The sequence below is a fragment of the Noviherbaspirillum sp. L7-7A genome (assembly GCF_019052805.1).
GTDB lineage: Bacteria > Pseudomonadota > Gammaproteobacteria > Burkholderiales > Burkholderiaceae_D > Noviherbaspirillum_A.
Genome location: NZ_JAHQRJ010000001.1, coordinates 2,446,445 through 2,473,009, shown reverse-complemented (window position 1 = coordinate 2,473,009; position 26,565 = coordinate 2,446,445). Strand labels below are relative to the sequence as shown.

The 26,565-nt window shown below is 63.7% G+C and carries 16 protein-coding genes; 8 read left to right on the top strand and 8 right to left on the bottom strand.

The genetic code is table 11. From position 1 onward, the window contains the following. Positions 1–6 precede the first annotated feature (6 nt). The 3 genes from KTQ42_RS11160 to KTQ42_RS11150 all read left to right on the top strand — a co-directional run bounded on the left by KTQ42_RS11160 (position 7) and on the right by KTQ42_RS11150 (position 3,324). Entirely contained in the window at positions 7–1,239 is a 1,233-nt protein-coding gene (locus KTQ42_RS11160; RefSeq protein WP_217345564.1) for an acyl-CoA dehydrogenase family protein, read from the top strand. Between the two features lie 183 nt (positions 1,240–1,422). Then, the gene (locus KTQ42_RS11155) at positions 1,423–3,120 is read left to right on the top strand and encodes a long-chain fatty acid--CoA ligase (RefSeq protein ID WP_217345563.1); all 1,698 of its coding nucleotides are present in this window, start codon (positions 1,423–1,425) and stop codon (positions 3,118–3,120) included. A 42-nt stretch (positions 3,121–3,162) separates the two neighbouring features. Further along, positions 3,163–3,324 (top strand): hypothetical protein, encoded by a 162-nt coding sequence (locus KTQ42_RS11150; protein ID WP_217345562.1) that lies wholly within the window; start codon positions 3,163–3,165, stop codon positions 3,322–3,324. A 1,153-nt stretch (positions 3,325–4,477) separates the two neighbouring features. On the opposite strand, the gene KTQ42_RS11145 is transcribed toward KTQ42_RS11150, so the two are convergent. Together KTQ42_RS11145 and KTQ42_RS11140 are read right to left on the bottom strand one after the other, a co-directional pair. Further along, positions 4,478–4,747: a GlsB/YeaQ/YmgE family stress response membrane protein gene (locus KTQ42_RS11145; protein ID WP_194711649.1), complete on the bottom strand. Its 270-nt coding sequence runs from the start codon at positions 4,745–4,747 to the stop codon at positions 4,478–4,480. A gap of 255 nt (positions 4,748–5,002) precedes the next feature. Then, on the bottom strand, positions 5,003–6,136 hold the full coding sequence (locus tag KTQ42_RS11140) for a sigma-54 dependent transcriptional regulator (protein WP_217345561.1): 1,134 nt from the start codon (positions 6,134–6,136) through the stop codon (positions 5,003–5,005). Positions 6,137–6,623: 487 nt separating this feature from the next. Between KTQ42_RS11140 and KTQ42_RS11135 the strand changes: the two genes are divergently transcribed. The 3 genes from KTQ42_RS11135 (at position 6,624) to KTQ42_RS11125 (ending at position 12,245) form a co-directional block, all read left to right on the top strand. Further along, positions 6,624–9,389: a GLUG motif-containing protein gene (locus tag KTQ42_RS11135; protein ID WP_217345560.1), complete on the top strand. Its 2,766-nt coding sequence runs from the start codon at positions 6,624–6,626 to the stop codon at positions 9,387–9,389. After that, positions 9,334–11,127, top strand: a complete 1,794-nt coding sequence (locus KTQ42_RS11130) for a YDG domain-containing protein (RefSeq protein WP_217345559.1) — start codon at positions 9,334–9,336, stop codon at positions 11,125–11,127. The genes KTQ42_RS11135 and KTQ42_RS11130 overlap by 56 nt, the downstream gene beginning before the upstream one ends. A 146-nt stretch (positions 11,128–11,273) precedes the next feature. Beyond that, the gene (locus tag KTQ42_RS11125) at positions 11,274–12,245 is read left to right on the top strand and encodes a tripartite tricarboxylate transporter substrate binding protein BugE (protein WP_217345558.1); all 972 of its coding nucleotides are present in this window, start codon (positions 11,274–11,276) and stop codon (positions 12,243–12,245) included. Between the two features lie 365 nt (positions 12,246–12,610). On the opposite strand, the gene lnt is transcribed toward KTQ42_RS11125, so the two are convergent. The 6 genes from lnt to KTQ42_RS11095 all read right to left on the bottom strand — a co-directional run bounded on the left by lnt (position 12,611) and on the right by KTQ42_RS11095 (position 18,458). Next, positions 12,611–14,170 (bottom strand): apolipoprotein N-acyltransferase, encoded by a 1,560-nt coding sequence (gene lnt, locus KTQ42_RS11120; RefSeq protein ID WP_217345557.1) that lies wholly within the window; start codon positions 14,168–14,170, stop codon positions 12,611–12,613. A 93-nt stretch (positions 14,171–14,263) separates the two neighbouring features. Beyond that, positions 14,264–15,157: a transporter associated domain-containing protein gene (locus KTQ42_RS11115; protein WP_217345556.1), complete on the bottom strand. Its 894-nt coding sequence runs from the start codon at positions 15,155–15,157 to the stop codon at positions 14,264–14,266. A 99-nt stretch (positions 15,158–15,256) separates the two neighbouring features. Next, positions 15,257–15,715: an rRNA maturation RNase YbeY gene (ybeY, locus tag KTQ42_RS11110; RefSeq protein ID WP_217345555.1), complete on the bottom strand. Its 459-nt coding sequence runs from the start codon at positions 15,713–15,715 to the stop codon at positions 15,257–15,259. Then, positions 15,699–16,739 (bottom strand): PhoH family protein, encoded by a 1,041-nt coding sequence (locus KTQ42_RS11105; protein ID WP_217345554.1) that lies wholly within the window; start codon positions 16,737–16,739, stop codon positions 15,699–15,701. Before KTQ42_RS11105 ends, ybeY begins: the two co-directional genes overlap by 17 nt. A gap of 45 nt (positions 16,740–16,784) precedes the next feature. Beyond that, positions 16,785–18,113 carry a tRNA (N6-isopentenyl adenosine(37)-C2)-methylthiotransferase MiaB gene (gene miaB / locus KTQ42_RS11100; RefSeq protein ID WP_217345553.1) on the bottom strand — a complete coding sequence of 443 codons (1,329 nt, stop codon included), beginning with the start codon at positions 18,111–18,113 and terminating at the stop codon, positions 16,785–16,787. A gap of 6 nt (positions 18,114–18,119) precedes the next feature. Further along, the gene (locus KTQ42_RS11095; RefSeq protein WP_217345552.1) at positions 18,120–18,458 is read right to left on the bottom strand and encodes a hypothetical protein; all 339 of its coding nucleotides are present in this window, start codon (positions 18,456–18,458) and stop codon (positions 18,120–18,122) included. A gap of 119 nt (positions 18,459–18,577) precedes the next feature. On the opposite strand from KTQ42_RS11095, the gene KTQ42_RS11090 reads away from it, so the two are divergent. Together KTQ42_RS11090 and pbpC are read left to right on the top strand one after the other, a co-directional pair. Further along, the gene (locus KTQ42_RS11090; RefSeq protein ID WP_217345551.1) at positions 18,578–24,277 is read left to right on the top strand and encodes an MG2 domain-containing protein; all 5,700 of its coding nucleotides are present in this window, start codon (positions 18,578–18,580) and stop codon (positions 24,275–24,277) included. Next, positions 24,277–26,406, top strand: coding sequence for a penicillin-binding protein 1C (pbpC, locus tag KTQ42_RS11085; RefSeq protein WP_249222724.1), 2,130 nt, complete (start codon positions 24,277–24,279; stop codon positions 26,404–26,406). Before KTQ42_RS11090 ends, pbpC begins: the two co-directional genes overlap by 1 nt. Positions 26,407–26,565: the final 159 nt, after the last annotated feature.

The window sequence follows — 26,565 nt, the reverse complement described above, 5'->3', positions numbered from 1 at the left end:
CACCAGATGGATTTCCAGTACAGCGACAAGGTGAAGGACCTGCAGTCCCGTCTGTTGGCCTTCATGGACGAGCATGTGTTTCCGAATGAGCAGCGCTATTTCGACGAAGTGGACACCAACCGCCGGAACGGCAATGCCTGGCAGCCGACCCGCGTGATCGAGGAGCTGAAGCACAAGGCACGCGACGCCGGCCTGTGGAACCTGTTCCTGCCGGAGTCGCGCCATGGCGCCGGCCTGACCAACCTGGAATACGCGCCGCTGTGCGAGATCATGGGCCGCGCGATCTGGTCGCCCGAAGTCTTCAACTGCAGCGCGCCCGACACCGGCAACATGGAAGTGCTGGCCCGCTACGGCACCGAGGAACACCAGAAGCAATGGCTGGCGCCGCTGCTGGCCGGCGAGATCCGCTCCTGCTTCGCCATGACCGAGCCGGCGGTGGCATCGTCGGACGCCACCAATATCGAGGCCCGCATCGAGCGCGATGGCGACGAGTATGTGATCAACGGCCGCAAGTGGTGGTCGTCCGGCGCCAACGACCCGCGCTGCAAGGTCTTCATCTTCATGGGCAAGACCGACCCCGACAATCCCGACCGCCACAAGCAGCAGTCGATGATCATCGTGCCGCGCGACACGCCGGGCGTGACCATCGCCCGCCATCTGCCGGTGTTCGGCTTCGACGATGCGCCGCATGGCCATGCCGAGACCGTGTTCGAGAACGTGCGGGTGCCGGTGTCCAACATCCTGCTGGGCGAGGGGCGCGGCTTCGAGATCGCCCAGGGCCGCCTGGGACCGGGCCGCATCCACCACTGCATGCGCCTGATCGGCCTGGCCGAGCGCGCGCTGGACCAGATGTGCAAGCGCACCCTGTCGCGGGTGGCCTTCGGCCGTCCGGTGGCGGAGCAGGGCGTGACCCTGGAGCGCATCGCCGAGGCCCGCATCGACATCGACCAGGCCCGCTTCCTGGTGCTGAACGCGGCGCAGATGATGGACACGTTGGGCAACAAGGCCGCCGCCAAGGAGATCGCGATGATCAAGGTGGCCGCGCCCAACATGGCCTGCCGCGTGATCGACTGGGCGATCCAGGCACAGGGCGGCGGCGGCATGACCGATCCCTTCCTGGCTCCGGCCTATGCCGGCGCGCGCTCGCTGCGCATTGCCGACGGCCCGGATGAAGTGCACCGCAACCAGATCGGCCGGCTGGAACTGGCCCGGCACAAGGCCGCGATGAAGGCGCATTGACGCCTGTCGCCGGTGACGCAGAAGGCATGAGGATGCCCTGTACGCCAGGCCTGCCGCGGCAGCGCCTGGCGTACAGGGCATTTCGCCTTTTTGCATTCGGCCGCTTGAGTTAAGCTTGTCCCTGGCACAACAGGCATCCGAAGAATGCCGCCAATCCCGGAATACCTACACGGAGACAACAGAATGCATCAACACCCCTGGATCAAGTCCTATCCCCCCGGCGTGCAATGGGATGCGCCGTTGCCGGCGATGCCGGTGCAGCAGATCCTCGACGACGCCGCCGCGCGCTGGCCGGAGCACACCGCGCTGGAATTCATGGGCAGGAAGACCAGCTACCGCGAGCTGCAGGAACTGACCGGCCGTGCCGCGGCCGGCTTCCAGAAACTGGGCGTCAAACCCGGCGTGCATGTCGGCCTGTTCCTGCCCAACACGCCGCACTACGTGATCGCCTTCTTCGGCGTATTGAAGGCCGGCGGCACCGTGGTCAACTACTCGCCGCTGGACGCGGCCAAGGTGCTGGAGCACAAGGTCGAGGACAGCCGCAGCGACATTATGGTGACGCTGGACCTGGCCGCGCTGTATCCGCAGATGCGCGGCCTGATGGGCAAGAGCCGCCTGAAGAAGCTGGTGGTCGGCAGCCTGGACGAAATGAGCGCCCATCCCCAGGCGGTGCGCGCGCATCTGCAGGGCGCCGGCATGCTGGCCGAGGTAGAGGCCAACGACATGCAGATGCCGTTCTCGGCCCTGCTCGACAATGACGGCCGCTTTGAGCGCCATGCCATGCCGGCCGACCTGCATGATGCGGTCGCGGTGCTGCAGTATACCGGCGGCACCACCGGCCTGCCCAAGGGCGCGATGCTGACCCATGCCAACCTGAGCTCGGCGGTCGCCCAGATCATGGCCATCGTCAGCGGCGAGCCGCGCGTGCTGGAGGAGGGCAAGGAAAGGGTGCTGGCGGTGCTGCCGCTGTTCCATATCTATGCGCTGACGGTGGACATGCTGTTCGGCCTGCGCCTGGGCGCGGAAATCGTGCTGCACACCCGCTTCGATGCCGACGCGGTGCTCAAGGACCTGGCGGCCAAGAAGATCACCGTGTTCCCCGGCGTGCCGACCATGTACACCGCCATCCTCAACCATCCCGACGCCGGCAAGTATGACCTGAGCGCGCTGAAGTTCTGCGGCTCGGGCGGCGCGCCGCTGCCGGTGGAAGTCAACCAGCGCTTCCAGCAGGCCACCGGCTGCAGCCTGCTGGAAGGCTGGGGCATGACCGAGACCTCGCCCACCGGCACCTTCACCCCGGCCCATGCGCCGCAGCGGGCCGGTTCCTGCGGCCTGCCGACGGTAGGCGTGACGATGAAGTTCATCAGCGTCGACGATCCCGAGCAGACCGTGGCGCAGGGCGAGCGCGGCGAGTTGTGCATCAAGGGGCCGAACGTGATGAAGGGTTACTGGAACAAGCCGGAGGCGACTGCCGAGTCGATGACGAGCGACGGCTTCTTCCGCACCGGCGACGTCGGCTACATGGACCAGGACGGCTATGTCTACATCGTCGACCGTACCAAGGACATGATTTTGTGCAGCGGCTACAACGTTTATCCACGGGTGGTGGAGGAGGCCATCTACGAGCATCCGTCGGTGTCGGAGGTGAGCGTGATCGGCGTGCCCGACGCCTACCGCGGCCAGTCGCCCAAGGCCTTCGTCACGCTGAAGCAGGGGGCTGAAGGCTTCAGCCTGGAAGCGTTGCAGGCTTTCCTCAAGTCCCGCCTGGGCAAGCATGAGATGGTGCAGGCGCTGGAAATCAGGGAGGCCTTGCCGAAAACGCCGGTAGGGAAGTTGTCTAAGAAGGAGCTGTATGCGGAGGAGGCGCAGAAGCGGGGGTGAGGTAGGGTGTGCCTGGGCGCTGGCAGGCTGCAGCGCTCGCAGTTGCGGCTGCAGTTGCAGTTGCAGTTGCAGTTGCAGTTGCGCGCAGCGACAGTTGCCTTTGCCTTTGCCTTTGCCTTTGCCTTTGCAGTTGCTTTTCAAATCCCCGTTGAGCGCGCCGTGTCGGCGGTGCCCCGAGCGGAAAAAGGTGCGGCGTCTGTTTGAGCGCAGCGTAGCGTAGCGAGTTTAGCCGCGCCCCGCTCGGGGCACCGCCGACACGGGAACCCTGCGTCAGCAGGCGCGATCATCGGGGCCGCCTTTTTTGCTTACTTTTTTGGCGGAGCAAAAAAGTAAGCCGGCCGCCGGGACGGACTCCCGGCTTGTCTCCACGGCAGTGCAAGCGCATCGCGTCACCCGGCGAGGCGCGGGCAGCACTGTCGTCGTTGTCTTTGACGTTTGCCGTTACGCTGCGAACTGCGAACTGCGAACTGCGAACTGCGAACTGCGAACTGCGAACTGCGAACTGCGAACTGCGAACTGCGAACTGCGAACTGCGAACTGCGAACTGCGAACTGCGAACTGCGAACTGCGAACTGCGAACTGCGAACTGCGAACTGCGAACTTCAAAAGCAACTGCTGCTTCGCAGTGACGTCTTTACGCCGGGTGAAACAAGCCCACTGCACTGTCGTCATGACCAAGCCGGGTGTTCGCCCCGGCAGGCGACCTACTTCTTTTGCTTCGCCAAAAGAAGTAGGCAAGAAAAGGCGACCCGGTGATCGCGCCCCGCTGCGCGGGGTGCCCGTGTCAGCGGTACCCGGAGCGGGCGCGGCTAAACTCGCTCCACTCAGACAGACGCCGCACCTTATCCGCCCCGGGCACCGCTGACACGGCGCGCTCAACGGGATTTCACTGCAACGGCAACGGCAACGGCAACGGCAACTGTCGCTGCGCGTACTTCAAATGCAATCGCAACGTTTGCCGCCTTTGTAGGGCGCAATACCCGAAGGGCATTGCGCGGTCGGTCGTATTCCCGGATCGCCATGTCGGCCGCCTTGGCAGATCGACCAATCGTGCAATGCTCCTGCGGGGTATTCCACCCTACAAAAGCGGCACTTTCGATGCTTATTGCACTGTCGCCACTGCATGCTCGCCGGAGAGTTGTGCGTCAACGGCCATAGCGGCGTCTACGCGCTCAACGTTCCGACCGGCGTCATTTGGCTGCCTGGAACAAAACAGTCAGATGTGAAAAACGAAAGGGAAGGGGGAGAAACGGGGAAAGGCTTGGAAAAGAGGTGGCAATGCATTCGGAAGGGATAACCCATCGGCGGACCAGCCAGCCGATGGGTATTCTTCCGAAGATCAACGATTCCTCCGTATTTAGCGTGGGCTGCCGCGGCGGAACAGGTTGACAATGGCCAGCAGGATCACGGCGCCAAGCAACGAAACCAGCAGCGAGCTAATGGAGAAGTCGTTCTGGTTAATGGTGCCAGTGCCAAACAGAGGGGCGAGCAACCAACCGCCCAGCAACGCGCCGATGATGCCAACAACAACGTTCAGGAACATCCCTTGTTGTGCGTCGGTACGCATGATCATGCTTGCTACCCAGCCCAGAAGGCCGCCTACCACTATCCAGATAATAAAGTTCATTTTGATCTCCAAAAAGTACATCAAGAAAAACGTCTCCGGCCAGACGCGGCGTTTGACGACTTAAAAATCCGGGATGGAAAGTCTTTCCTTGAGTTACTGTCCAGCCCGCATTCGACCTTGGTCATGAACGATCTAGCAATCTGTGGGCCAGCTCTTACCTCCTTTAGGAATCAACGAGTTACGTAAATTCTGTTATGTCTCTGTAAATGTTCCATGCCAACTTGAAAACAATACAGTGGCTGCCTTGAAAAGTTTTCAGACGCCGGAATTCACATTCACGCCCATGCCACGGCCCTGCACTTCGGGCTCGCCCGTAAACACCTTGGACTGGTATTCATTGAGCCGGTTGTAAAGCGTCTTCAGGCTCACGCCCAGCACCTCCGCCGTCTGCGTCTTGTTGCCGCCGCAATAACCCAGCGTGGCAAAGATCAGGCGCTGTTCGGCATCGGCCAGCCGGCTGCCCAGCGGGAAGGTGACGCAATCGCTTTCCACGCCCGACACCACCGGCTTGGTTGCGCCGATGGCCGTTGCCAGGTCCACATCCTGGTCCGCCAGGATGAAGGCCCGATGCACCATATTCTTCAGTTCGCGCACATTGCCCGGCCAGTGGTATTCATTCATGAAACGGCGCGACGACTTGGAGAACACCTTGCGGGTGCCATCCTCCTCGTTAAGCCTTGCCAGAAACACCTTGGCCAGCAACTCGATGTCCTGCTCGCGCTCGCGCAGCGTCGGCACCGAAATCGGGAATACCGAGAGCCGGTAGAACAGGTCGCTGCGCAGAATGCCATTGTCGACCGCTTGCTGCGGGTCGCGGTTGGTGGCGGCGATCACCCTCACCTTGACCTGGATTTCATCGTCGGCGCCCACGCGGGAAAAGCGGCCGGTTTCCAGCACCCGCAGCAGCTTGACCTGCATCTCCATCGACATTTCCGTCAGCTCGTCGAGAAACAGGGTGCCGCCGGCGGCACGCTCGAAACAGCCCTTATGCATGCGAACTGCACCGGTAAAGCTGCCGCGTTCATGGCCGAACAGTTCGGCCTCTATCAGTTGCGGAGAAATGGCGCCGCAGTTCAATGCGACGAAGGGCTTCTCACTTTCCCTGCTGAGCCGGTGGATCTCGCTGGCCACCAGTTCCTTGCCAGTGCCGCTTTCCCCGGAGATCAGCACATTGGCGCGCGTGGGCGCGACCTTGGTAATCAACTTGTACAAATGCTGCATGGAATCGGAACTGCCGTACAGTTCGCCGCAGCGCATCATGGCATCGGACGCAGCGGCATGGCGCATGCAGTCCTGCTCATCGTTCTGCGCCTGGAATGGGGTGACGTTTTGGTTTTCTATGTCAGGCACGCCCAGTACTGCACCGCATACGTTCAGTCCATTGTTCATGGGATTCTCCCGTCGTAATCGGTTTTGCAAATTTTGCGTATCCCATCATCTCTGAAATGCAAAATTTTCAATACCCGTGTTTCTCCGATTCTTGTGTAGGAGCTTACCGACAGTTTGGGAACGGCCGCCGTGGCATCGCCGATGCTGCGCCTACTACCTTCTGTCTTATCCCACGATGGTTGGTTGCGGCCTTGCGCCAGCTTAATGCTGCGCGGGGCTGGGTGATGCGATCCATCTGCAGCGTGCCATTAACGACAGGTTGTGCGTCGAACGAAAAATCTGTGTTGGTTTTTCCTGCATGGAACTACTAGTTCCGGTCTTTCACCAATTGAGCATTCGATAGATAAATATCCAAGTCTAAAAAGCGTTTTTCAGTTCCTGGTACTAGGCTAGCTGTTCAATCTGCATGGTGATTTTTCGTACAAATTTCCAATAACCAATAAGAGTTGACGGTTGGTGTTTAGTCCAAACCTACACGGAGAGTCAGTTGAAAAATTCCCATCTTCAATCCACGCCTGAGCTTACTGACACGGACAAGACCACCCGAATTGGCGCCACGGCTGTTCAGACCTCTTATGGTGCGTCTTCTGGCAGCTGCTACCGCTTTGCCGGAACTCTGACGCTGCTTGGCCTGATTGCAGCGCCCGGCGCCTATGGAGCGCCTGGGGGAGGAAGCATCGTCGGCGGCAGCGGCAACATCACGCAAAGCGGCGCCACAACCACCATCACCCAAAACGACGCCAGACTGGCAATCAACTGGAACAGCTTTTCAAGCAAGGCTGGTGAATCGATTGTATTCAAGCAACCTGGCGCCTCCGCCATTGCGCTTAATCGTGTCGTCGGAACGGGCGTCAGCGAGTTGTCCGGCAGCTTGAGCGCCAACGGCCAGGTATTTATTCTCAACCCGAACGGCGTGCTGTTCGGCGCAGGCGCCACCGTCAATGCGCAAGGGCTGATGGCATCGACACTTAACATGGACAATGCCAGCTTCATGCAGGGCGGGCAGCAACTGTTGCTTGAGAATGCCGGCGCCGCCGGCAGCATCACGAACCAGGGCAGCCTGACTGCCAAGCCGGGCGGCTATGTCGCGCTGATTGCACCGCAGGTCATCAACGAGGGCAGCATATCGGCGCAACAGGGCAATGCATGGATGTCAGCCGGCGACAAGGTCACCCTCCAGCTGGGCGACAGCGGCCTGATGTCCGTGACAATCAACAATGGCAGCCTGGATGCGCTGGTCGACAACCGCGAGACCGGCCGCATCAGCGCCAACGGCGGCAAGGTCAACCTTGAGGCAAAGGCAGCGGAAAACATCGGTGCGGCACTGGTCAATCATGACGGCGTGATCGAGGCGCAGACGCTGAACGCGGTCAGCGGCCAAGTCAGGCTGATAGGCGACATGCAGCGTGGCCAGCTGACGATGAATGGCCAGATCGATGTGTCGGCGCCGGTGTCGGGCAATGGCGGCGCGGTGGAGACCAGCGCAGCACGAGTGAAGATACTGGATGGTGCGCGGGTCCATGCCCGGGCCCGGGAAGGCGTCAATGGCAGCTGGCTGATTGATCCCGAGGATTTTACAATTACCAAAGGCGGTGCTGAACGAACAAGCTCATCCATAGGCAATGAGACATTGAAGGCCAACCTGGACCAGGCCCTATCGATGGAACTCGCAACCCAGCCATCTTCAGGAGCGGGCGGTGATATTTTTGTCAATGCCGAAGTTAAATGGAGTGGAGCAGGCAAGCTTGCGCTTAAGGCTCACCGTGACATCTATATCAATGCCGATATGGAAGCCTCCGGCGAAGGGGGCATCAGTCTGTGGACTGGCCAGACTTCTGGGGGCGTAGGAACGCATTTCTTCAATAACGCCAAGATAAACCTTGCCAACACCGCGACGTTCACTACAAAGCAGGGTCTCAATGGTGAGCTAAAGTTGTATACGGTCATCACAACAATTGGTCGCGCAACCGATTCGAGCAATACCAATACCCTGCAAGGCCTTTCAAGTACCGGTAATTATGTATTAGGTATAGACATCCCTGCAGAAGCCACCCGGAACTGGAGCAGGGCTTCTGGAGCGGATGAGGCAAACGGTTTCAGGCCGATACAAAATTTTTCAGGCACTCTGGAAGGTCTCGGACATGCTATTACCAACCTGTACATCAACCGGCCTTCGGATAGCGGCGTCGGATTGTTCGGCTCAGCCACTGCCACTGCCAATATTCGCAATATCAAACTGGTCGATGCAGACGTTACAGCACGTCAGAATGCGGACATTCTGGTCGGTGTGAACAATGGCAGCATAAGTAATGCGTCTTCCACTGGCAAGATTACGGGCGCGGTTGGAAGCGGCGATAGCGACGGTTACTACATAGGTGGTCTGGTCGGTCAACACTTGAATCTGGATTCAGGACAGCCTACAGCCAAGATAGATCGTTCCTCATCAGCGGCTAATGTAACGGGCACCCAGGGCGTCGGTGGTTTGGTCGGGTATATGGAAAATGGTGCGTTGATAGACAACAGCTCCGCTAGTGGCACGGTAACGGCGATCAAACAGCGAAACAATCCTCTGCAATGGTTCGGCGGACTGCTGGGTGTGAATATCAGGAGCACAGTCAGTAACAGCTATGCCGAAGGAGAGGTTAATGCGGCCGAAATGGTGAGGGTCGGTGGCTTGGTCGGAGAGAATGGCGGCACGATCAGCAAAAGCTACGCGGTCGGGAAGGTAACAGGCCATAGTACGGTAGGTGGCTTAACCGGAATTTTATCGCTGGAGAATGGCACCATTCAGAACAGTTATGCCACCGGCTCGGTGAATGCAGTCGGCGATGAAGCGGTTCAAATAGGCGGCTTGATTGGTTACGCGCAGGAAAAGACAAAGGTAATAGACAGTTATGCCCGTGGCGCCGTAAACATCCCTGGCAACAATCCGGTACATGTAGGAGGTCTGATCGGTTTCATGCAGAAAGGCTCACAGGTGGCCAACAGTTATGCAAGCGGACCGTTGAATGTCACTGGCAGCAATCCCTCAGCAATCGGCGGCTTGGTCGGTTTTGCAGAAGCAAAGGAGAACATAGTCTCCAGCTATTGGAACACCGACGCCATTGCCAATGGTGGTACTGGTATTAGTGCTAAAGGGGATTCTGATTTTGGCGTTGGCAGGACCGGCAAGGAACTGATGACGGCCGAGACGTTTAATGGATGGACCCATCAGCACGGCTGGCGGCAGCAACGCGGTATGGCGGATCTATGAGGGCGTGAGCATGCCTCTGCTGCGCAATTTCATGCAGGACCTGGACCTGACGTTGCCAGATGGTAACTTGACGTCTAATGTGACGTATAACGGCGCAACCCAGTTCGGACTGCGGCTAGATGCGCCCAGTCTTCCCTTCACCGCAGCCACCGGCAGGAATGCGGGCACCTATTCTCCGTCTTCGACGCAGCAGGGATATGACATCAAAGGCGGGAATCTTACGATCACTCCCGCCCCGGTGACATTCACCCTGCGAGACACGGTGAGCAAAACGTACGACGGCACTCTGGCTGTGCCGACGGAGTCGAATCCTGTCATCTCGATTTCCAGCGGCCAGCTATTTAAAGTCAATGGCCAGGAAGACACCTATAGCGGCGGCACCTTTGCGTTCAACAACTGGAACGCTAGTGAAATCAGGGGTCGCGAGGTCCAGGCTGATAGAACCGTCATCGTCAGCGGTGTGACTATTAACGATGGCAATGGCGGTAAGAACTATGACGTGACGTATAAGGCAAAGGACGGCAACATCATCAATCGTGCGCTGTTGACAGTCAAGGTTAGCGATGTCACCAAAACCTATGACGGCACCAACTCAGCGGACGGCGCCAGCGTAGTTTACGAAGGGCTTCTTTCAACGGACAGTCTAAGCACAGGGCGTGTTACCTTTGCCGACAAGAACGCCGACAGCAAGAACTACAAGCAACTCAATATCGGTCCCATTGACATTTCTGACGGCAATAACGGCCAGAATTACAACCTCTCCTATGTGCTAAGCACGAAAAGCCAGATCCTTCCGGCACCGCTTACCATCAGTGTCGACAATGTCGTTAAGACCTACGACGGCACGCTGGACGCTGCTGCCAAGCCTATCGTGTCGAGCGGCGCGCTGTTTGGCGACAAATTTGCGGACAACGGGCTGTTCGCCTTCACCGACCGCAATGTCGTCACCGGCAACAAGACGGTCACCGTGAGCGGCGTGACAGTCGATGACGGCAATGGCGGCAAGAACTACCAGGTGAGCTATGCGCCCAACACCACCAGCAAGATCAATCCAGCCGTACTCACGGTAAGCACCGGCAATGTAGCCAAGACCTATGACGGCACGGTCAACGCACCCGGCGCGGCCGCCGCGATTGTCGAGGGCAGGCTGTATGCCGGCGACACCCTCAACGGCGGCACATTTGCCTTCGCAAACCGCAATGCCGGCATTGGCAACAAGGCGGTGAATGTCAGCGGCATCACCGTCAATGACGGCAATGACGGCAACAATTATCTGCTCAGATTTTCGCCCAATATGAGCAGCACCATTTTACCGGCACCGCTGACCGTCACCGCCAACGGCGATCGCAAGACCTTCGACGCCGCGCCTTACACGGGCGGCAACGGCGTTGTCATTGCCGGCTTCGCAGGCGGCGAGACTACCGAAGTGCTCGGTGGTCAGCTTGGCTACGGCGGCAATGCGCAAGGCGCGCTGCTGCCGGGCAGTTACTGCATTACGCCGGCGGGTCTGCAGAGCCAGAATTATGCGATCAGCTATGCCAGCGGCACACTGGAGATCGATCAACCGCGCGACCTGACGTCCCGCGATAACTTGCTCAATCCCATGCAGCCTACGGGGCCGCAGCGTGTGCTTTCGACAGATGGCGCAACAGTGCAGGTTGCGGGTTGCGGGGTCTCCCTTCCTGCCAATTTGCTGGGCGTAGATTGCATTACCGCATCGGCCAGGAACGGGCGCTGAACCGTTTCAGCATTGCAAGCCGTCGTTTGCCTGCGTCGGCTTGCAAATCGAGAAACGCTTGTGGTTTTCGGATAGGGATTTATTCCGGCTTGGCTTAGAATGGCGTCCGTTTTGTTAAATGATTGCCACTCGCGGAAAGACCTGTCATGAAACCTTTGAAACTTGTACTTGCCTGCGCCATCGCTTTCGCTGCCAGCGCCCATGCCGATAGCACCTACCCCAACAAGCCAGTGACCCTGATCGTGCCATTCGCTCCGGGTGGCACCACCGACATCGTGGCCCGCATCGTTGCCGACAAGCTGACCAGGGAGCTGGGCCAGACCGTGGTGGTGGAAAACCGCGCCGGTGCCGGCGGCGCGCTGGGCGCCACCGCAGTGGCCCGCGCCGCGCCGGATGGCTACACCCTGGGCATCTCCACGATTTCCACCCATGCGGTCAATGCCGCCTGTAATCCGAACCTGCAATACGACCCCGTCACCAGCTTCGCGCCGGTATCCAATCTGGCGCGTACGCCCAACGTGCTGACCGTGACCAACAAGTTTCCGGCGCAGGACTACAAGCAGTTCATCGACCTTGTAAAAAAGAATCCGGGCAAATTCAACTACGCGTCTTCCGGCGTGTGCAGCGTCCTGCACATGATGGGCGAGCAGTTCAAGATCTCGACCGGCACCTTCATCACCCACATGCCGTATCGCGGCTCGGGTCCGGCGCTGATCGACCTGCTCGGCGGCCAGGTTGAAATGATGTTCGACAACCTGCCTTCGTCGATGGGCCATATCCAGAGCGGCAAGATCCGTCCGATCGCGGTGGCCGCGCCCAAGCGGCTGGAAGCCTTGCCGAACGTGCCGACCTTTGCCGAGCTGGGCTTGAAGGAAGTCAATGACCCGGCATGGTATGGCCTGGTGGCGCCGGCCAAGACGCCGGAAGCCATCATCACCCGCCTGAACGCCGCGGCCAACAAGGTCCTGGCCTTGCCGGACGTGCGTGACAAGCTCAAGCAGAACGGCGCCGAATCGGCCGCCAACACGCCGGCCCAGCATGCCGCCGAGATCAAGTACGAGCTGGAGAAGGCGAAATCGGTGGTCAAGAAGCAGAACATCAAGTTCGAGAACTCTTGATCTGTAACCGTCGTGGCGGCCTGGCCGCTGCGGTTTCGTTGCATTGAAAAGCCGGCGCTTTCACGCCGCCGGCATTGCACCTTCCGCGCGTGATGCCAGGCGTAGGGCGGAATACCCCGAAGGGGCATTCCGCCGCATCCTTGGCAAACAGGCGCGACAGTAATCCGCTGCAGATCTGGCCGTCACGGCGCGACCAAACGGAATTTCAAAACCAGCAGCAAAGGCCGCCTGGTCAAGCGCAACCGGCATGCCTCTTCGCGTGCCAAGTGCGGTGCAATGCCCTTCGGGGATTGCACCCTACAGAGCCGGTCTCATCCGGACCGGTCCACGCTGCCCTGTGAGGCACCATTCCGAAGCCCGCAGTTTCACGCAAGCGGCATCACCGGCTCCCTTGCGTGCCGCCTCGCCCCATACCAGACACCGCCCAGCACCAGAAGCGCCGCGGTCAGCACCAGCGTGTTGCCGAACAGGATATAGGGCGTCCAGCCGCGCATGCCCTGCACCTGCGCGCTCAGCACGCCGAAGGTGAAAGGCGCCAGTTGCGCCTGCACCCGGCCGCGCGCATCGACCACGGCAGTGGCGCCGGTGTTCGTGGCGCGCAGCATCGGCCGGCGCATTTCCAGTGCGCGCATCTGCGAGATCTGCAGGTGCTGCGGCAGCGCGATCGAGTCGCCGAACCAGGCGATGTTGGACACATTGAGCATCATCGTCGCCTGCGGCCGGCCGGAAAAATAGCTGGCGGCGATCTGGTCGGCGATCTCTTCGCCAAACAGGTCTTCATAGCAGATGTTGGGCAGGATCCACTGGCCGGCCGCCTCGAACGGCGCCTGCACTGCCGCGCCGCGTGTGAAATCGCCCAGCGGAATGTTCATCAGTTCGACGAACCAGCGGAACCCCGGCGGAATGAATTCGCCGAACGGCACCAGGTGGTGCTTGTCGTAGCGGTAGGGCTGCGGCGCGCCGGCGGCACTGAAGCCCAGCAGGCTGTTGGCATAGGCGCCCGGACGGTCGCTCACCGGGACGCCGACCAGCAAATTACTTTTCGACTGACGCGCAAAGGACGACAGCAGTTCCAGGTAATCCGGCGGCAGCGCATGCGCCATCAGCGGCAGCGCGGTCTCGGGCGTGGCGATCAGGTCGGCGCGCGCTTCGGTCAGCATCTCGTGGTACAGCGCCAGGGTCTCATTGGTGCGCTCCGGATTGAACTTCATCTCCTGCGGCACATTGCCCTGCAGCAGGCGCACCGAGATCGGCCCGCCATTGTTCTCGGTCCAGGCCAGCTGGTTCAGCGCCAGGCCCAGCGCCATCACCGCCACGCCCAGCGCCAGCGCCAGCTTGCGGCGCGGGCCGAAGGCCAGCACCAGGCAAGCCGCCAGCAGCACTGCCAGCCAGCCCAGGCCGTAGACGCCCAGCACCGGCGCATAGCCGGCCAGCGGGCTGTTCACATGGGCATAGCCGGAAACGATCCACGGAAAGCCGGTGGCAACCCAGTTGCGCAGCCATTCGCCCAGCGCCCACAGCGGCGGATAGACCAGCAGCAGGGTAGTGGCCGGCGACAGCGCGCAGCGCAGCCGCAGCCAGGTGCCGGTAGCCATCGCGATGGCCGCATACAGCGCCATCGCGGCTGAGAGCAGCAGCACGGCGGCGGCCGCGATTGGCGCCGGCATGCCGCCGTAGTCATGCATGCTGATGTAGAGCCAGTAGGTGCCGGCCACCATCCAGCCCAGGCTGAAGCACCAGCCGATCAGGGCGCTGCGGCGCGGGCGGTTCTGGCCGACCGACAGCCACAGCAGCAGCGCCAGGCTGACGATCTGCAGCGGCCACCATGACAGCGGCGCAAAGGAAAAGACGGCAAGGGCGCCGGCCAGCAGCGCCCACAGCGGCGCCCAGCGTGAGAGTGCGGGGGAAAGGGAATCGGAAGGCATCCGCGTCTTGTTATTGGTTGATGTCAGGCATCCCGGCCCCGCCGCGCCTTGCAGGGCGGGGCGCCGGGACAGGCGGCTTCAGGCCGGTTCGGTTCAGAGATTGTCTTCGTCCTGGGCAGGCAGGGCGGGCGGAAGCTTTTCCACCAGCAGCACATGGACCTGGCGGGCGTCTGCCCGCAATACCTCGAAGCGCAGCCCGGCCAGGTCGAAGGTTTCGCCCTTGCGCGGCATGCGGCCCAGGTGTCCGGCTACCAGGCCGCCGATGGTGTCGACGCCGTCGTCATTGAAATGGGTGCCGATGCCGTCATTGAACTGCTCGATTTCGGTCAGCGCCTTGACCCGCCAGCGCGGGCCCAGGGGGCCGTCCTTCAGCGCGAGGATATTGTCCTCTTCCTCGTCGAAGTCGTATTCATCCTCGATGTCGCCGACGATCTGCTCCAGCACGTCCTCGATGGTGATCAGGCCGGCCACGCCGCCGTATTCATCGACCACCACGGCCATGTGGTTGCGGTTGGCGCGGAAGTCGCGCAGCAGCACGTTCAGCCGCTTCGATTCGGGAATGAACACCGCCGGCCGCAGCATGCCGCGCACGTCGAACGATTCTTCCGCGTAATAGCGCAGCAGGTCCTTGGCCAGCAGGATGCCGATCACCTTGTCGCGCTCGCCATCCACGGCGGGGAAGCGGGAATGCGCGGTTTCCAGCACCAGCGGCATCCATTCCTCGATCGGCTTGCTGATGTCGACCATGTCGACCTGGGAGCGCGGCACCATGATGTCGCGGGCGGATAGGTCGGACACCTGGAACACGCCTTCGATCATCGACAGCGCATCGGCGTCGATCAGGTTGCGCTCGTGGGCGTCGTGCAGAATTTCCAGCAGTTCTGCGCGGTTTTCCGGTTCGGGGGAAATCAGGGCGGTCAGGCGTTCCAGCAGTGACCGGTGGGGCTTGGCGTCAGGATTCTTAACGCTACTGGGATAGTCTTGCATAGTGGCGTAATGCCGTCGTTTTAAAGGGAGATAGGATACAACAGTTGGCAGGAAGGTCACAAAAACCGGGGCCGGCCTTGCGTTATGACAGGCCAGGGCTCAGCGTTCGGCATAGGGGTTGGCGATGCCCAGCGTGGCGAGGATCTCGGTTTCCAGGGCTTCCATTTCGGCCGCTTCCACGTCGTCCTCATGGTCATAGCCCTGGGCATGCAGCACGCCGTGGACGATCAGATGGGCCGCATGGGCGCCGATTTCAAGGCCCTGTTCGGCCGCTTCCCGTTCCAGCACGTCGGTGCAGAGAATGATGTCGGCCTCGGTGACCGGCGCGCTTTCATCCTCGGTATAGGCGAAGGTCAGCACATTGGTGGCGTAGTCCTTGCCGCGGTAGTCGCGGTTCAGGGTGCGGCCTTCCTCGGCGTCGACGAAGCGGATGGTCAGGTCGGCCGGCGCGAACAGCGCGGCCTGCGTCCAGCGCCGCACGTCGGAGCGGTTCAGGTGCGCGCGGGCGCGCGGATCGGCAAACTGCAGGGACAGCGTCAGCTTATTTTTTGAGGGCATCTTTGAAGCTGGCAGTGGCCGCGCTGACTTCGCTGGCCGATTCATAGGCATCCACGATGCGCGCCACCAGCGGATGTCGCACCACGTCGGCGCTGGTGAAGTGGGTGAAGGCAATGCCGCGCACGTCCTTCAGCACATTCATCGCGTCGATCAGGCCGGATTTCTGGTTGCGCTGCAGGTCGATCTGGGTCACGTCGCCGGTCACCACCGACTTGCTGCCAAAGCCGATGCGGGTCAGGAACATCTTCATCTGCTCGGGCGTGGTGTTCTGCGCCTCGTCCAGGATGATGAAGGCATGGTTCAGCGTGCGGCCGCGCATGTAGGCCAGCGGCGCGATCTCGATGGCCTGCTTCTCGAACATCTTCTGCACCCGGTCGAAGCCCATCAGGTCGTACAGCGCGTCGTACAGCGGGCGCAGGTAGGGGTCGACCTTCTGCGCCAGGTCGCCGGGCAGGAAGCCCAGGCGCTCGCCTGCTTCCACCGCCGGGCGCGTCAGCACGATGCGCTTGACCGCGTCGCGCTCCAGCGCATCCACCGCGCAGGCCACCGCGAGGTAGGTCTTGCCGGTGCCGGCCGGGCCGATGCCGAAGGTGACGTCATGCTCCAGGATGGCCTTCAGGTAATGGTTCTGGTGCGGCGTGCGGCCGCGCAGGTCGTTGCGCCGGGTTTTCAGCACCGGCATTTCCACCGGCGGGGGTTCCTCGACATCTGCCTTCTTCGCCAGGATCGCGGGCTTTTCCACGGCCTGGGCCAGCGTGGCGCGCTGTTCCACCAGGGCCAGCTGCACGTCTTCGACCGACACCGGCCGGTCGGCCACGGCATAGAATTTTTGCAGGATGTCGACCGCGCGTTCGGCATTGGCGCCGGAGACGATGAATTTCTCGCCGCGCCGGAACAGCGTCACGTCGAGCGCCGCGGAGATCTGCCGCAGGTTTTCATCCATCGGGCCGCACAGGTGGGCCAGCCGGTTGTTGTCCACCGGCTGGGGCTCGAAATGCATGGGTTGCAGTGGTTTGTTTTTCAAATCAGGAGCTTGCTTCTTGTCTGTAAGAAAGGGTTTCAGTCGGTATCAATCTGCGATCAATTCGCCGCGCAGCGAATAGGCAAAGGATTCGGTAATACGAAGATCGATCATCTGGCCGATCAGTTCCGCATTGCCTTCAAAATTGACAACCCGGTTGTTTTCCGTGCGTCCCTGCAGCTGCTGCGGGTCCTTCTTGGAAGGGCCCTCGACCAGGATGCGCTGCACGCTGCCCGCCATGCGGTCGCTGTAGCGCCTGGTGTTGTCGGCAATCGCCGCCTGCAGGCGCTGCAGGCGCGCCAGCTTGACCTCATGCGGCGTGTCGTCGGCCAGGTTGGCGGCCGGCGTGCCGGGGCGCGGGCTGAAGATGAAGGAAAAGCTGTTGTCGTAGCCGATGTCGTTGATCAGCTTCATCATGGCCTCGAAGTCGGCATCGGTCTCGCCCGGAAAGCCGACGATGAAGTCGGAGGAGATCGCAATGTCGGGCCGCACTTCGCGCAGGCGGCGGATGATGGACTTGTATTCCAGCGCGGTATAGCCGCGCTTCATTGCCGCCAGGATCTTGTCCGCGCCATGCTGGGCCGGCAGGTAGAGATGGTTGACCAGCTTGGGCACGCGGGCATAGGCGTCGATCAGGCGCTGGGTGAATTCCTTGGGGTGGCTGGTGACGTAGCGGATGCGCTCGATGCCGTCGAGCTCGGCGATGTATTCGATCAGGAGCGCAAAATCGGCGATCTCGCCGTCGGCCATTTCGCCGCGATAGGCATTGACGTTCTGGCCGAGCAGGGTGATTTCCTTCACGCCCTGGGCTTCCAGGCCGGCCACTTCGGCCAGCACGTCGTCGAAGCGGCGCGACACTTCCTCGCCGCGGGTATAGGGCACCACGCAATAGCTGCAGTACTTGCTGCAGCCTTCCATGATGGAGACGAAGGCGGTCGGGCCTTCCACCCGCGCCGGCGGCAGGTGGTCGAACTTCTCGATTTCCGGGAAGCTGATGTCGACCTGCGAGCGGCCGCTGTCGCGCCGCTTGTGCAGCATGTCGGGCAGGCGGTGCAGGGTCTGCGGGCCGAACACCAGGTCGACATAGGGCGCGCGCTTGATGATGGCCTCGCCTTCCTGCGAGGCCACGCAGCCGCCCACGCCGATCACGAGATTGGGGTTGGCCCGCTTGAGCTCGCGCACCCGGCCGAGGTCGGAAAACACTTTTTCCTGCGCTTTTTCACGCACGGAGCAGGTGTTGAAGAGGATGATATCGGCATCGTCCGGCGTGTCGGTCTTGACATAGCCGTCGGCGGCATTGAGCACATCGGCCATCTTGTCCGAGTCGTACTCGTTCATCTGGCAGCCGAAGGTCTTGATGAATACTTTCTTTTGCATGGAATGTTATTGCTGAGACTGTTTGGGCAGCGGCGCGCTGGCTTCGGCCGGAGTCAGGATCCAGACCCGGTCGATGTCGCCCTGCGGGTTTTCGGTGTAGTTCACGGTGAACTCGCGGCCGCGCAGCGTTACCGGCATATCAATCATGTTGTTTTCGTTCCTGATCCATGCGCCCGGCGCGAGCTTGCGCTGGCTGCCGTTGACGCTGACGCTGGGGAAGTCGACATTGGACATCGTGCCGCGCTTGATGTTGGGCGGGAACAGCCGTTCCAGCGCATGCGCGGGCAGGCCGGCGGCCAGCAGCGCGCCGATTGCCAGGGTCGAAAGGATGCGTTTTGCGCCCATGAACAGGATCCGAAATCATGAAAAATCAGGAGTTTATCGTAATCGGGGAGGCTGCGCCGCCGGAACGGGTGCAATTTCCACGGGTCGCTTTGTGCCTTTAATAACAACAGGGAGTGCATATGGGTAAGCGCAGCCGACTGTGTGGCCTGGCCTTGCTGGCCTGGGCCATGCTGGCTCAGGCGGGAACCATCAGCCAGTTTTCGCCGCAGGGCACGGTCAGCAAGGTGCGCCAGGTGCGGGCCACCTTTTCCGAACCGGCGGTGAAGGCCGGCGATCCGCGCGCGCCGGCGCCGTTCGACATCCAGTGCAGCGAGGCCGGCAGCGGCCGCTGGGCCGATGAGCGCAACTGGGTGTATGACTTCGAGCGCGACTTGCCGGCCGGCGTCAGCTGCCGCTTTCAGCTGAAAAAGACATTCAGGCTGCTGTCCGGCGCGGCGGTGCAGGGCGCAGGCAGTTTCCAGTTCGGCACCGACGGCCCGGTGGTGCAGCGCATCTTTCCGGAAGAATGGATGCGGGCGGACGAAGACCAGGTCTTCCTGACCGTGCAGAACGGCCAGGCCACCGACGCCAGCGTGCTTGCCCATGTCCATTGCGAGGCGGAGGGTGTGCAGGAACGCATCCCGGTGAAACTGGTGACAGGCCCGGTGCGCGAGGCGCTGATCAAGCGGTTCGCAGAGAAGACGCCGCCCGAGCGCGTGACCGCGCTGCAATGCGCGCAGCGCCTGCCCAACGATTCAGCGGTGCGCCTGGTCTGGGACAAGGGCGTTGCCACGCCCACCGGCATGGCCACCACCCAGCCGCAGCACTTCGACTACAAGGTGCGCCGCGCATTCACCGCCAGCTTTTCCTGCGAACGGGAAAACGCCCGCGCCGGCTGCATGCCGCTGTCGCCGCTGACCCTGTCCTTCAGCGCCCCGATCAGGCGCGAGATGGCGCAGAAGATCGTGCTGGGCGGCAGCAGCAAAAAATACACGCCGGTCATCGAAGGCGATGAAGGCGCCGACATGGTCACGATGCTGACCTTCAAGCCGAATTTCCCGGAAAACACCAGACTGGTGCTGGAAATGCCGCACAGGCTGGTCGACGATGCCGGCCGGCCGCTCGCCAATGCCAGCCTGTTTCCGATGCATCTGCAGATGGCGGCCTATCCGCCGCTGGCCAAGTTCGCAGCCGCACCCTTCGGCATCATCGAGCTGGACGACGCGCCGGCGGTGCCGGTCACGGTGCGCGGCATCGAGGCTGCCGCCGCGCCCATGCTGGCCAGCCTGAAAGTGGAGGGCGACGCCGCCATCATGGCCTGGATGAAGCGCCTGAACCGCTACCATGAAAATGTGGTCGAAATTGGCGGCAAGGATGTGCAGACGCGCAGCCTGGCCCTGCTGGACAAGGAGCCGGCCGCGCGCAGGACCGCGCTGCCGGGTCCGCATGTCGATGGCGGCGCGCAGCGGCCGTTCGAGGTCATCGGCATTCCGATGCCGGGCGCGGGCTTTTATGTGATGGAACTGGCCTCGACCCGGCTGGGAACGGCGCTGCTGGACAAGCCGGCGCCGATGTATGTGCGCACCAGCGCCCTGGTGACCAACCTGGCGGTGCATGTGAAGGTGGGCCGCGAGAATGGCGCGGTCTGGGTCACCACGCTGGATGCGGGCAAGCCGGTGCCCGATGCCGATGTGCGCATTGCCGACTGCGTCGGCAAGGAACTGTGGCGCGGCAGGACCGGCGCCGACGGCGTGGCGCTGGTGCCGCGCCGGATGGATGCGCAATGCAGCAACGTGCGCTGGGACGATCGTCTGGTTGACGGCCTGTTCGTCAGCGCCCGCGCGCCTGATGCCCGCGGCAAGCCCGACATGGCCTTTGCCCTGACTTCCTGGAATGACGGCATCGAGCCGTTCCGCTTCAATCTGCCGGTCGACACCGATGCGGTGGCCACCCGGCGCGCCCATACCGTGTTCGACCGCACCCTGTTCCGGGCCGGCCAGACGGTGTCGATGAAGCATCTGATGCGGGTGGAAACCGGCAAGGGCCTGGCGCTGCCGCCGGCCGGCGATCTGCCCAATCGGGTGCGCATCATGCACCAGGGCAGCGGCCAGGAATTCCGCTTTCCGCTGACCTGGCGCGCCGAGGGAAGCGCCGAGACCAGTTTCGCCATTCCGGCGCAGGCCAGGCTGGGCCGCTACGATGTGATGCTCGATCACGGCCAGGTCAAGCCTGGCGGCGACAACGTCAATGGCGGCAGCGATAACGGGCACGGCCGCCGCTACATGACCGGCAGCTTCCGGGTCGAGGAATTCCGGCTGCCGGTGCTGGAGGGCCGCATCGCGCCGCCGAAGTCGCCGCAGGTGGCGCCGAAGGAAGTGCCGCTGACGGTGCAACTGAATTATCTCAACGGCGGCGCCGCAGCTGGCCTGCCGGTGCAGCTGACGGCGCTGATGCGCAAGCGCACGCCATCCTTTCCTGCTTACGAGGAGTTTCGCTTCTCCGGCAGGAACGCCGAGAACGAGGAAGAGCAGAAGATCGTGGCCGACAAGCTTGCCATCAGGCTCGACCGCAACGGCATCGCCAGCACCGCGGTGCGCGAGCTGCCGGCCGTGACCGGTGCGTCCGAGCTGCTGGCGGAAATGCGCTTTGCCGATCCCAACGGCGAAATCCAGACCGTGTCGCAGGTCGTGCCGCTGTGGCCGGCGGCGGTGGTGGCCGGCATCAGGATGGAAGACTGGGTCTCGGCCGGCAGGCGCAGCCGGCTGACCGCGCTGGCGCTGGACCTGGAAGGCCGGCCGCGCGCCAATGTGGCGATGGAAATCAGCGCGGTGCGCCACAGTCGCAATGCCCATCGCAAGCGCATGGTGGGCGGCTTCTATGCCTATGAAAACGAGACGGTCAGCAAGGAACTGGGCCGGCTGTGCAGCGGCAAGTCGGATGCCCGCGGCCTGTTCGTCTGCGAGGCCGATCTCGGCGAGGCCGGCGAGGTCGAGCTGACCGCGCGCGCCAGCGATGACAAGGGCCGGCATTCGCAGGCATCGACCACGGTCTGGGTCAGCGGCGCCGACGATGTCTGGTTCGGCGCCGGCAACCAGGACCGGATGGACCTGCTGCCCGAGCGCAAGCAGTACCAGCCCGGCGAGACCGCCGTGTTCCAGGCGCGCATGCCGTTCCGCCAGGCCACCGCGCTGGTGGCCATCGAGCGCGAGGGCGTGCTGGAAACCCGGGTGGTGCAGCTGAACGGCCGCGATCCGGTGATCCGGGTGCCGGTGACGGCGGCCCATGCGCCGAATGTGTATGTGTCGGTGCTGGCGGTGCGCGGCCGCTTGCGCGAGGTGCCATGGTATTCCTTCTTCACCTGGGGCTGGCGCGAGCCGCGCAGCTGGCTGGCCGACTTCCGCGCCTGGAAGGCGCCCGGGCCGACGGTGGACCTGGCCAAGCCGGCCTTCCGCTTCGGCATTGCCGAGATCGCCGTGGGCACCGCCGGCTACAAGCTCGATGTGAAGGTCGATGCGGCGCAGTCGGCCTATCCGGTGCGCGGCAAGGCGCTGGTTACCATCAAGGCCACGCTGCCGGGCGGCAAGCCGGCGGCCGGCGCCGAGATAGCCGTGGCGGCGGTGGATGAAGCGCTGCTGGAATTGCAGTCCAATGCCAGCTGGGACCTTCTGCCGGCCATGCTGCAGCGGCGCGGCTACGGCGTGCAGACGGCGACTGCCCAGATGCAGGTGGTGGGCAAGCGCCATTTCGGCCGCAAGGCCATGCCGGCCGGCGGCGGCGGCGGCCGCGCCGCCACCCGCGAACTGACCGACACGCTGCTGCTGTGGCGCCCGGCGCTACGGCTGGACGGGCAGGGCAGCGCCCAGGTCGAGGTGCCGCTCAATGATGCGCTGTCCTCGTTTCGCATTGTCGCGGTGGCCACCAGCGGCGCGGCGCTGTTCGGCTACGGCCAGACCAGCATACGCAGCACCCAGGACGTGCAGCTGATCGCCGGCCTGCCGCCGGTGGTGCGCCAGAGCGACCGCTACAGCGCGATGGCGACCGTGCGCAACGGCGCCGAGCGCAGCATGGAGCTGGCGGTCAGCGCCCTGGTCGACGGCCGGGCGCTGGACGCCGCGCCGCGCAAGCTGACGCTGGCGGCCGGCCAGGCCCAGGAACTGCGCTGGGAGGTGACGGCGCCGGCGGACGGCGAACGCCTGTCATGGGAACTGAAGGCCCAGGAAGCCGGCGGCGTGCGTGCCGCCGATGCGCTGAAAGTCGAGCAAAAGCTGCTGCCGGCCGTGCCGGTCACGGTGCAGCAGGCCAGCCTGTTCCAGCTGGACGGCAGCCGCACGATTGCGCTGGCCCAGGCGGCCGATGCGCTGCCGGGGCGCGGCGGCATTGCGCTGTCGCTCTCGCCTAGCCTGGCCGGCGCGGCCGACGGCCTGCGGCGCTACTTCCGCGAGTATCCGTATTCCTGCCTGGAGCAGAAGACCTCGCGCGCGATCGGCCTGGACGACCAGGCGGCCTGGCAACGCCTCATGGCCGAGCTGCCGCTGTATCTCGATACCGACGGCCTGGCCCGCTACTACCCGTCCTCCAGCGCCGATACCCATGGCAGCACCATGCTGACCAGCTATCTGCTGGCCATCAGCCACGAGGCCGGCCTGGCCCTGCCGGAACAGAGCCGGGAGCGCATGCTGCTGGGCCTGCAGGCCTATGTCGAAGGCCGCATCGACAGCCATGACTGGGCGCCGCGCAAGGATGGCGACACGCGCCGGCTGGCGGCGCTGGAAGCGATGTCGCGCTACGGCCGCATGCCGGCGCGCGGGCTGGACGCGATCCAGATCCAGCCCGGCATCTGGCCCACCTCGGCGCTCTTGGACTGGATCGCCATCCTGCGCCGCACGCCCGGCCTGCCCAACCATGCGCGCCGGCTGCAGGATGCGGAGCAGGAACTGCGCGCACGGCTGAACTTCCAGGGCAGCCGCATGGGCTTTTCCACCGAGGCCAGCGACTACTGGTGGTGGCAGATGGCCGGCGCCGACGCCAATGCCGTGCGCATGGTGCTGGCGTCGCTGGACGATGCCGCCTGGCGCGAGGACCTGCCGCGCCTGCTGACCGGCGCCATCGCCCGCCAGCAGCGCGGCCACTGGAACACCACCACCGCCAATGCCTGGGGCACGGTGGCGCTGCGCAAGTTCTCCGCCCGCTTCGAAGCCGAAGCGCCGGGCGGCACACTGCGCGCGCAGCTGCGCCAGGGCGGGACGGAACGCTTGGCCAGCCATGCCTGGACCAGTGGCGCCGGCAGGATCGAGCTGCCGTGGAAGGCGGCCGCACCCCGGCCTGACGATGCCGTCACCCTGACCCAGCAGGGGGCGGGCAAGCCCTGGGTCACGCTGCAGAGCCTGGCCGCGGTGCCGCTGAAGGCGCCGCTCTCCAGCGGTTACCGCATCAGCCGCAGGACCGAGATGGTGGAGCAGCAGGCAGAGGGCGCAATCAGCCGCGGCGACGTGATACGCATCACGCTGGAAGTCGATGCCCAGGCCGACATGAGCCAGGTGGTGGTGGCCGACCCGGTGCCGGCCGGCGCCACCATCCTGGGCTCGGGCCTGGGGCGCGATTCCGCCATCGCCAGCGCCGGCAATGCCCGGCCGTCCGGCGGCTGGCTGGCCTTCGAGGAGCGCAGCTTCGACAGCTTCCGCGCCTACTACAGCTACCTGCCCAAGGGCACCAGCACCATCAGCTACACGGTGCGCCTCAATAATCCCGGCCGCTTCCAGCTGCCGCCCACCCGGGTCGAGGCGATGTATGCGCCGGAAATGCATGGCATGGCGCCGAATGCCGCGCTGGAGGTGAAGTGATGCGGCGCTGTCTGGCCATGCTGCTGCTGTGCGCGGCATCCGCCGCCCAGGCGGTGCAAGGCTATGACGCAGTGCGCGCCGCCTACCGGCCGTCGGACGCGCTGCTGCTCGACCGGCGCGGCGCGCCGCTGCAGCAGGTGCGCATCGATGCCAGCGCGCGCCGCCTGGCCTGGGTGTCCCTGGCCGACATCTCGCCGGCCATGCGCAACGCCCTGGTCGCTTCGGAGGACAAGCGCTTCTACCAGCATGCCGGCGTCGACTGGAACGCCGTGGCCGCGGCGGCCTGGGGCAGCCTCTGGCACAGCCGGACCCGGGGCGCCTCCACCATCACGATGCAGCTGGCCGGCCTGCTCGACGAAGGCCTGCGGCGCGGCGCCGCGCCGCGCAGCGGGCCGCAGAAGCTGGAACAGGCCCTGACCGCGAAGGCGCTGGAACGCGGCTGGCGCAAGGACCAGATCCTGGAAGCCTATCTGAACCTGGTCAATTTCCGGGGCGAGCTGGTCGGCGTGCATGCGCTGGCACGGGTCATGTTCGGCAAGCATCCGGAAGGGCTGGACCAGGTCGAGTCGGCGCTGGCGGTGGCGCTGATCCGCGGCCCCAATGCCGGCGCCGCGCTGGTGGCGCGCCGCGCCTGCGCCATCCTGACGGAGCAGGGCGCGCCGGCGCTGTGCCAGGGGCTGGAAGGCGTGACGCAACTGCGGCTGGCGCGCCTGGCCGGGCCGGACCGCGCAGTCGCCAGCGCGCCGCAACTGGCGCCGCATCTCGGCCGGCGCCTGGTGAAGGCGGCTGGCGCACAGGTCACGAGCACGCTGGACGCCGGCCTGCAGCGCCATGCGCGCGACGCGCTGCAGCGGCACCTGGCCGCGCTCGACGGCCGCAACATCGAGGATGGCGCCGTGCTGGTGCTGGACAATGCCAGCGGCGATGTACTGGCCTGGGTGGGTTCCAGCGGCGCCTTGTCGGACGCGCGCGAGGTCGACGCCGTGCTGGCCGCCCGCCAGGCCGGCTCCACCCTCAAGCCCTTCCTGTACGGCCTGGCGCTGGAAGAACGCCGGCTGACGGCGGCCTCGCTGCTGGACGACAGCCCGCTCAACCTTGCCACCGCATCCGGCCTGTACATGCCGCAGAACTACGACCAGCAATACAAGGGCGCGGTCAGCCTGCGCACCGCGCTGGGCTCGTCGCTCAACATTCCCGCCGTGCGCACGCTGGTGATGGTCACGCCCGAGCGCCTGTTCCAGCGCTTGCAGGCGCTGGGCGTGAAGCTGCCCGCGTCGGGCGACTTCTACGGCTACAGCCTGGCGCTGGGCAGCGCCGACATCAGCCTGCTGGCGCTGACCAATGCCTACCGCGCGCTGGCCGCGGGCGGGCGCAGCCAGCCGGTGCGCACCGTGCTGAATGCGCCCGCCGTGCCGCCCGCGCAGGTCATGGACGGCAACGCCGCCTGGATCATCGGCGACATTCTTTCAGACGGCAGCGCCCGCGCCCGCACCTTTGGCCTGGACAGCCCGCTATCAACCCGCTTCTGGAGCGCGGTCAAGACCGGCACCTCCAAGGACATGCGCGACAACTGGTGCATCGGCTATTCGGCCCGCTACACGGTGGGCGTCTGGGTCGGCAATGCCTCGGGCGAATCGATGTGGAATGTCTCCGGCGTCACCGGCGCGGCGCCGGTCTGGCAGGACGTCATGCATTACCTGCACGCCGGTGCGCCAGCCGCCGCGCCAGCCCGGCCGGCCGGCGTGCTGGCGCGCGAGATCCGCTACGGCCACGGCGAGGAGGCTGCCCGCACCGAGTACTTCCTGCCCGGCACGGAGCAGGCGCTGATCGTCGCCGTCGAGCCGGATGCGCTGCCGGCTGCGATCCGCTATCCGACGCCGGGCATGGTGGTGGCGCTCGATCCGGACATTCCGCCGGCGCGCCAGCGCATCCGGCTCGTGGCGCAGGGCATGGCGCAGCCGCGCTGGCGGCTCGACGGCAAGCTGCTGCCGGCTTCTCCAGGCCGTCATGACTGGGCGCCGTGGCCGGGCCGGCACCGGCTGGAACTGCTGGACGCCGGCAACCGGGTGCTGGACCAGGTGGAATTCGACGTGCGCGGCGCGATTGCTAAAATTTCTATGAGGAAATAATTTTGTGCAGGTGCATCAAGTTTTCCGGTTGGCCGCCGTGAATGACTTGTAGTCTCCTCCAATGTTGTTTTCAGCCCGCCCATTCTGGCGGGCATTTTTTTGTCCGTTCTTTTCAAGCCGGTTCTGTATTTCTGTATCAATCCCTGTTTTGCTACACTG

Coding starts and splice junctions, on each gene's coding strand:
- KTQ42_RS11155 (WP_217345563.1), top strand. CDS start 1,423: ATGCATCAACACCCCTGGATCAAGTCCTATCCCCCCGGCGTGCAATGG.
- miaB (WP_217345553.1), bottom strand. CDS start 18,113: ATGCAAAAGAAAGTATTCATCAAGACCTTCGGCTGCCAGATGAACGAG.
- KTQ42_RS11145 (WP_194711649.1), bottom strand. CDS start 4,747: ATGAACTTTATTATCTGGATAGTGGTAGGCGGCCTTCTGGGCTGGGTA.
- KTQ42_RS11140 (WP_217345561.1), bottom strand. CDS start 6,136: ATGAACAATGGACTGAACGTATGCGGTGCAGTACTGGGCGTGCCTGAC.
- KTQ42_RS11095 (WP_217345552.1), bottom strand. CDS start 18,458: ATGGGCGCAAAACGCATCCTTTCGACCCTGGCAATCGGCGCGCTGCTG.
- KTQ42_RS11125 (WP_217345558.1), top strand. CDS start 11,274: ATGAAACCTTTGAAACTTGTACTTGCCTGCGCCATCGCTTTCGCTGCC.
- ybeY (WP_217345555.1), bottom strand. CDS start 15,715: ATGCCCTCAAAAAATAAGCTGACGCTGTCCCTGCAGTTTGCCGATCCG.
- KTQ42_RS11090 (WP_217345551.1), top strand. CDS start 18,578: ATGGGTAAGCGCAGCCGACTGTGTGGCCTGGCCTTGCTGGCCTGGGCC.
- KTQ42_RS11115 (WP_217345556.1), bottom strand. CDS start 15,157: ATGCAAGACTATCCCAGTAGCGTTAAGAATCCTGACGCCAAGCCCCAC.
- lnt (WP_217345557.1), bottom strand. CDS start 14,170: ATGCCTTCCGATTCCCTTTCCCCCGCACTCTCACGCTGGGCGCCGCTG.
- pbpC (WP_249222724.1), top strand. CDS start 24,277: ATGCGGCGCTGTCTGGCCATGCTGCTGCTGTGCGCGGCATCCGCCGCC.
- KTQ42_RS11130 (WP_217345559.1), top strand. CDS start 9,334: ATGGATGGACCCATCAGCACGGCTGGCGGCAGCAACGCGGTATGGCGG.
- KTQ42_RS11160 (WP_217345564.1), top strand. CDS start 7: ATGGATTTCCAGTACAGCGACAAGGTGAAGGACCTGCAGTCCCGTCTG.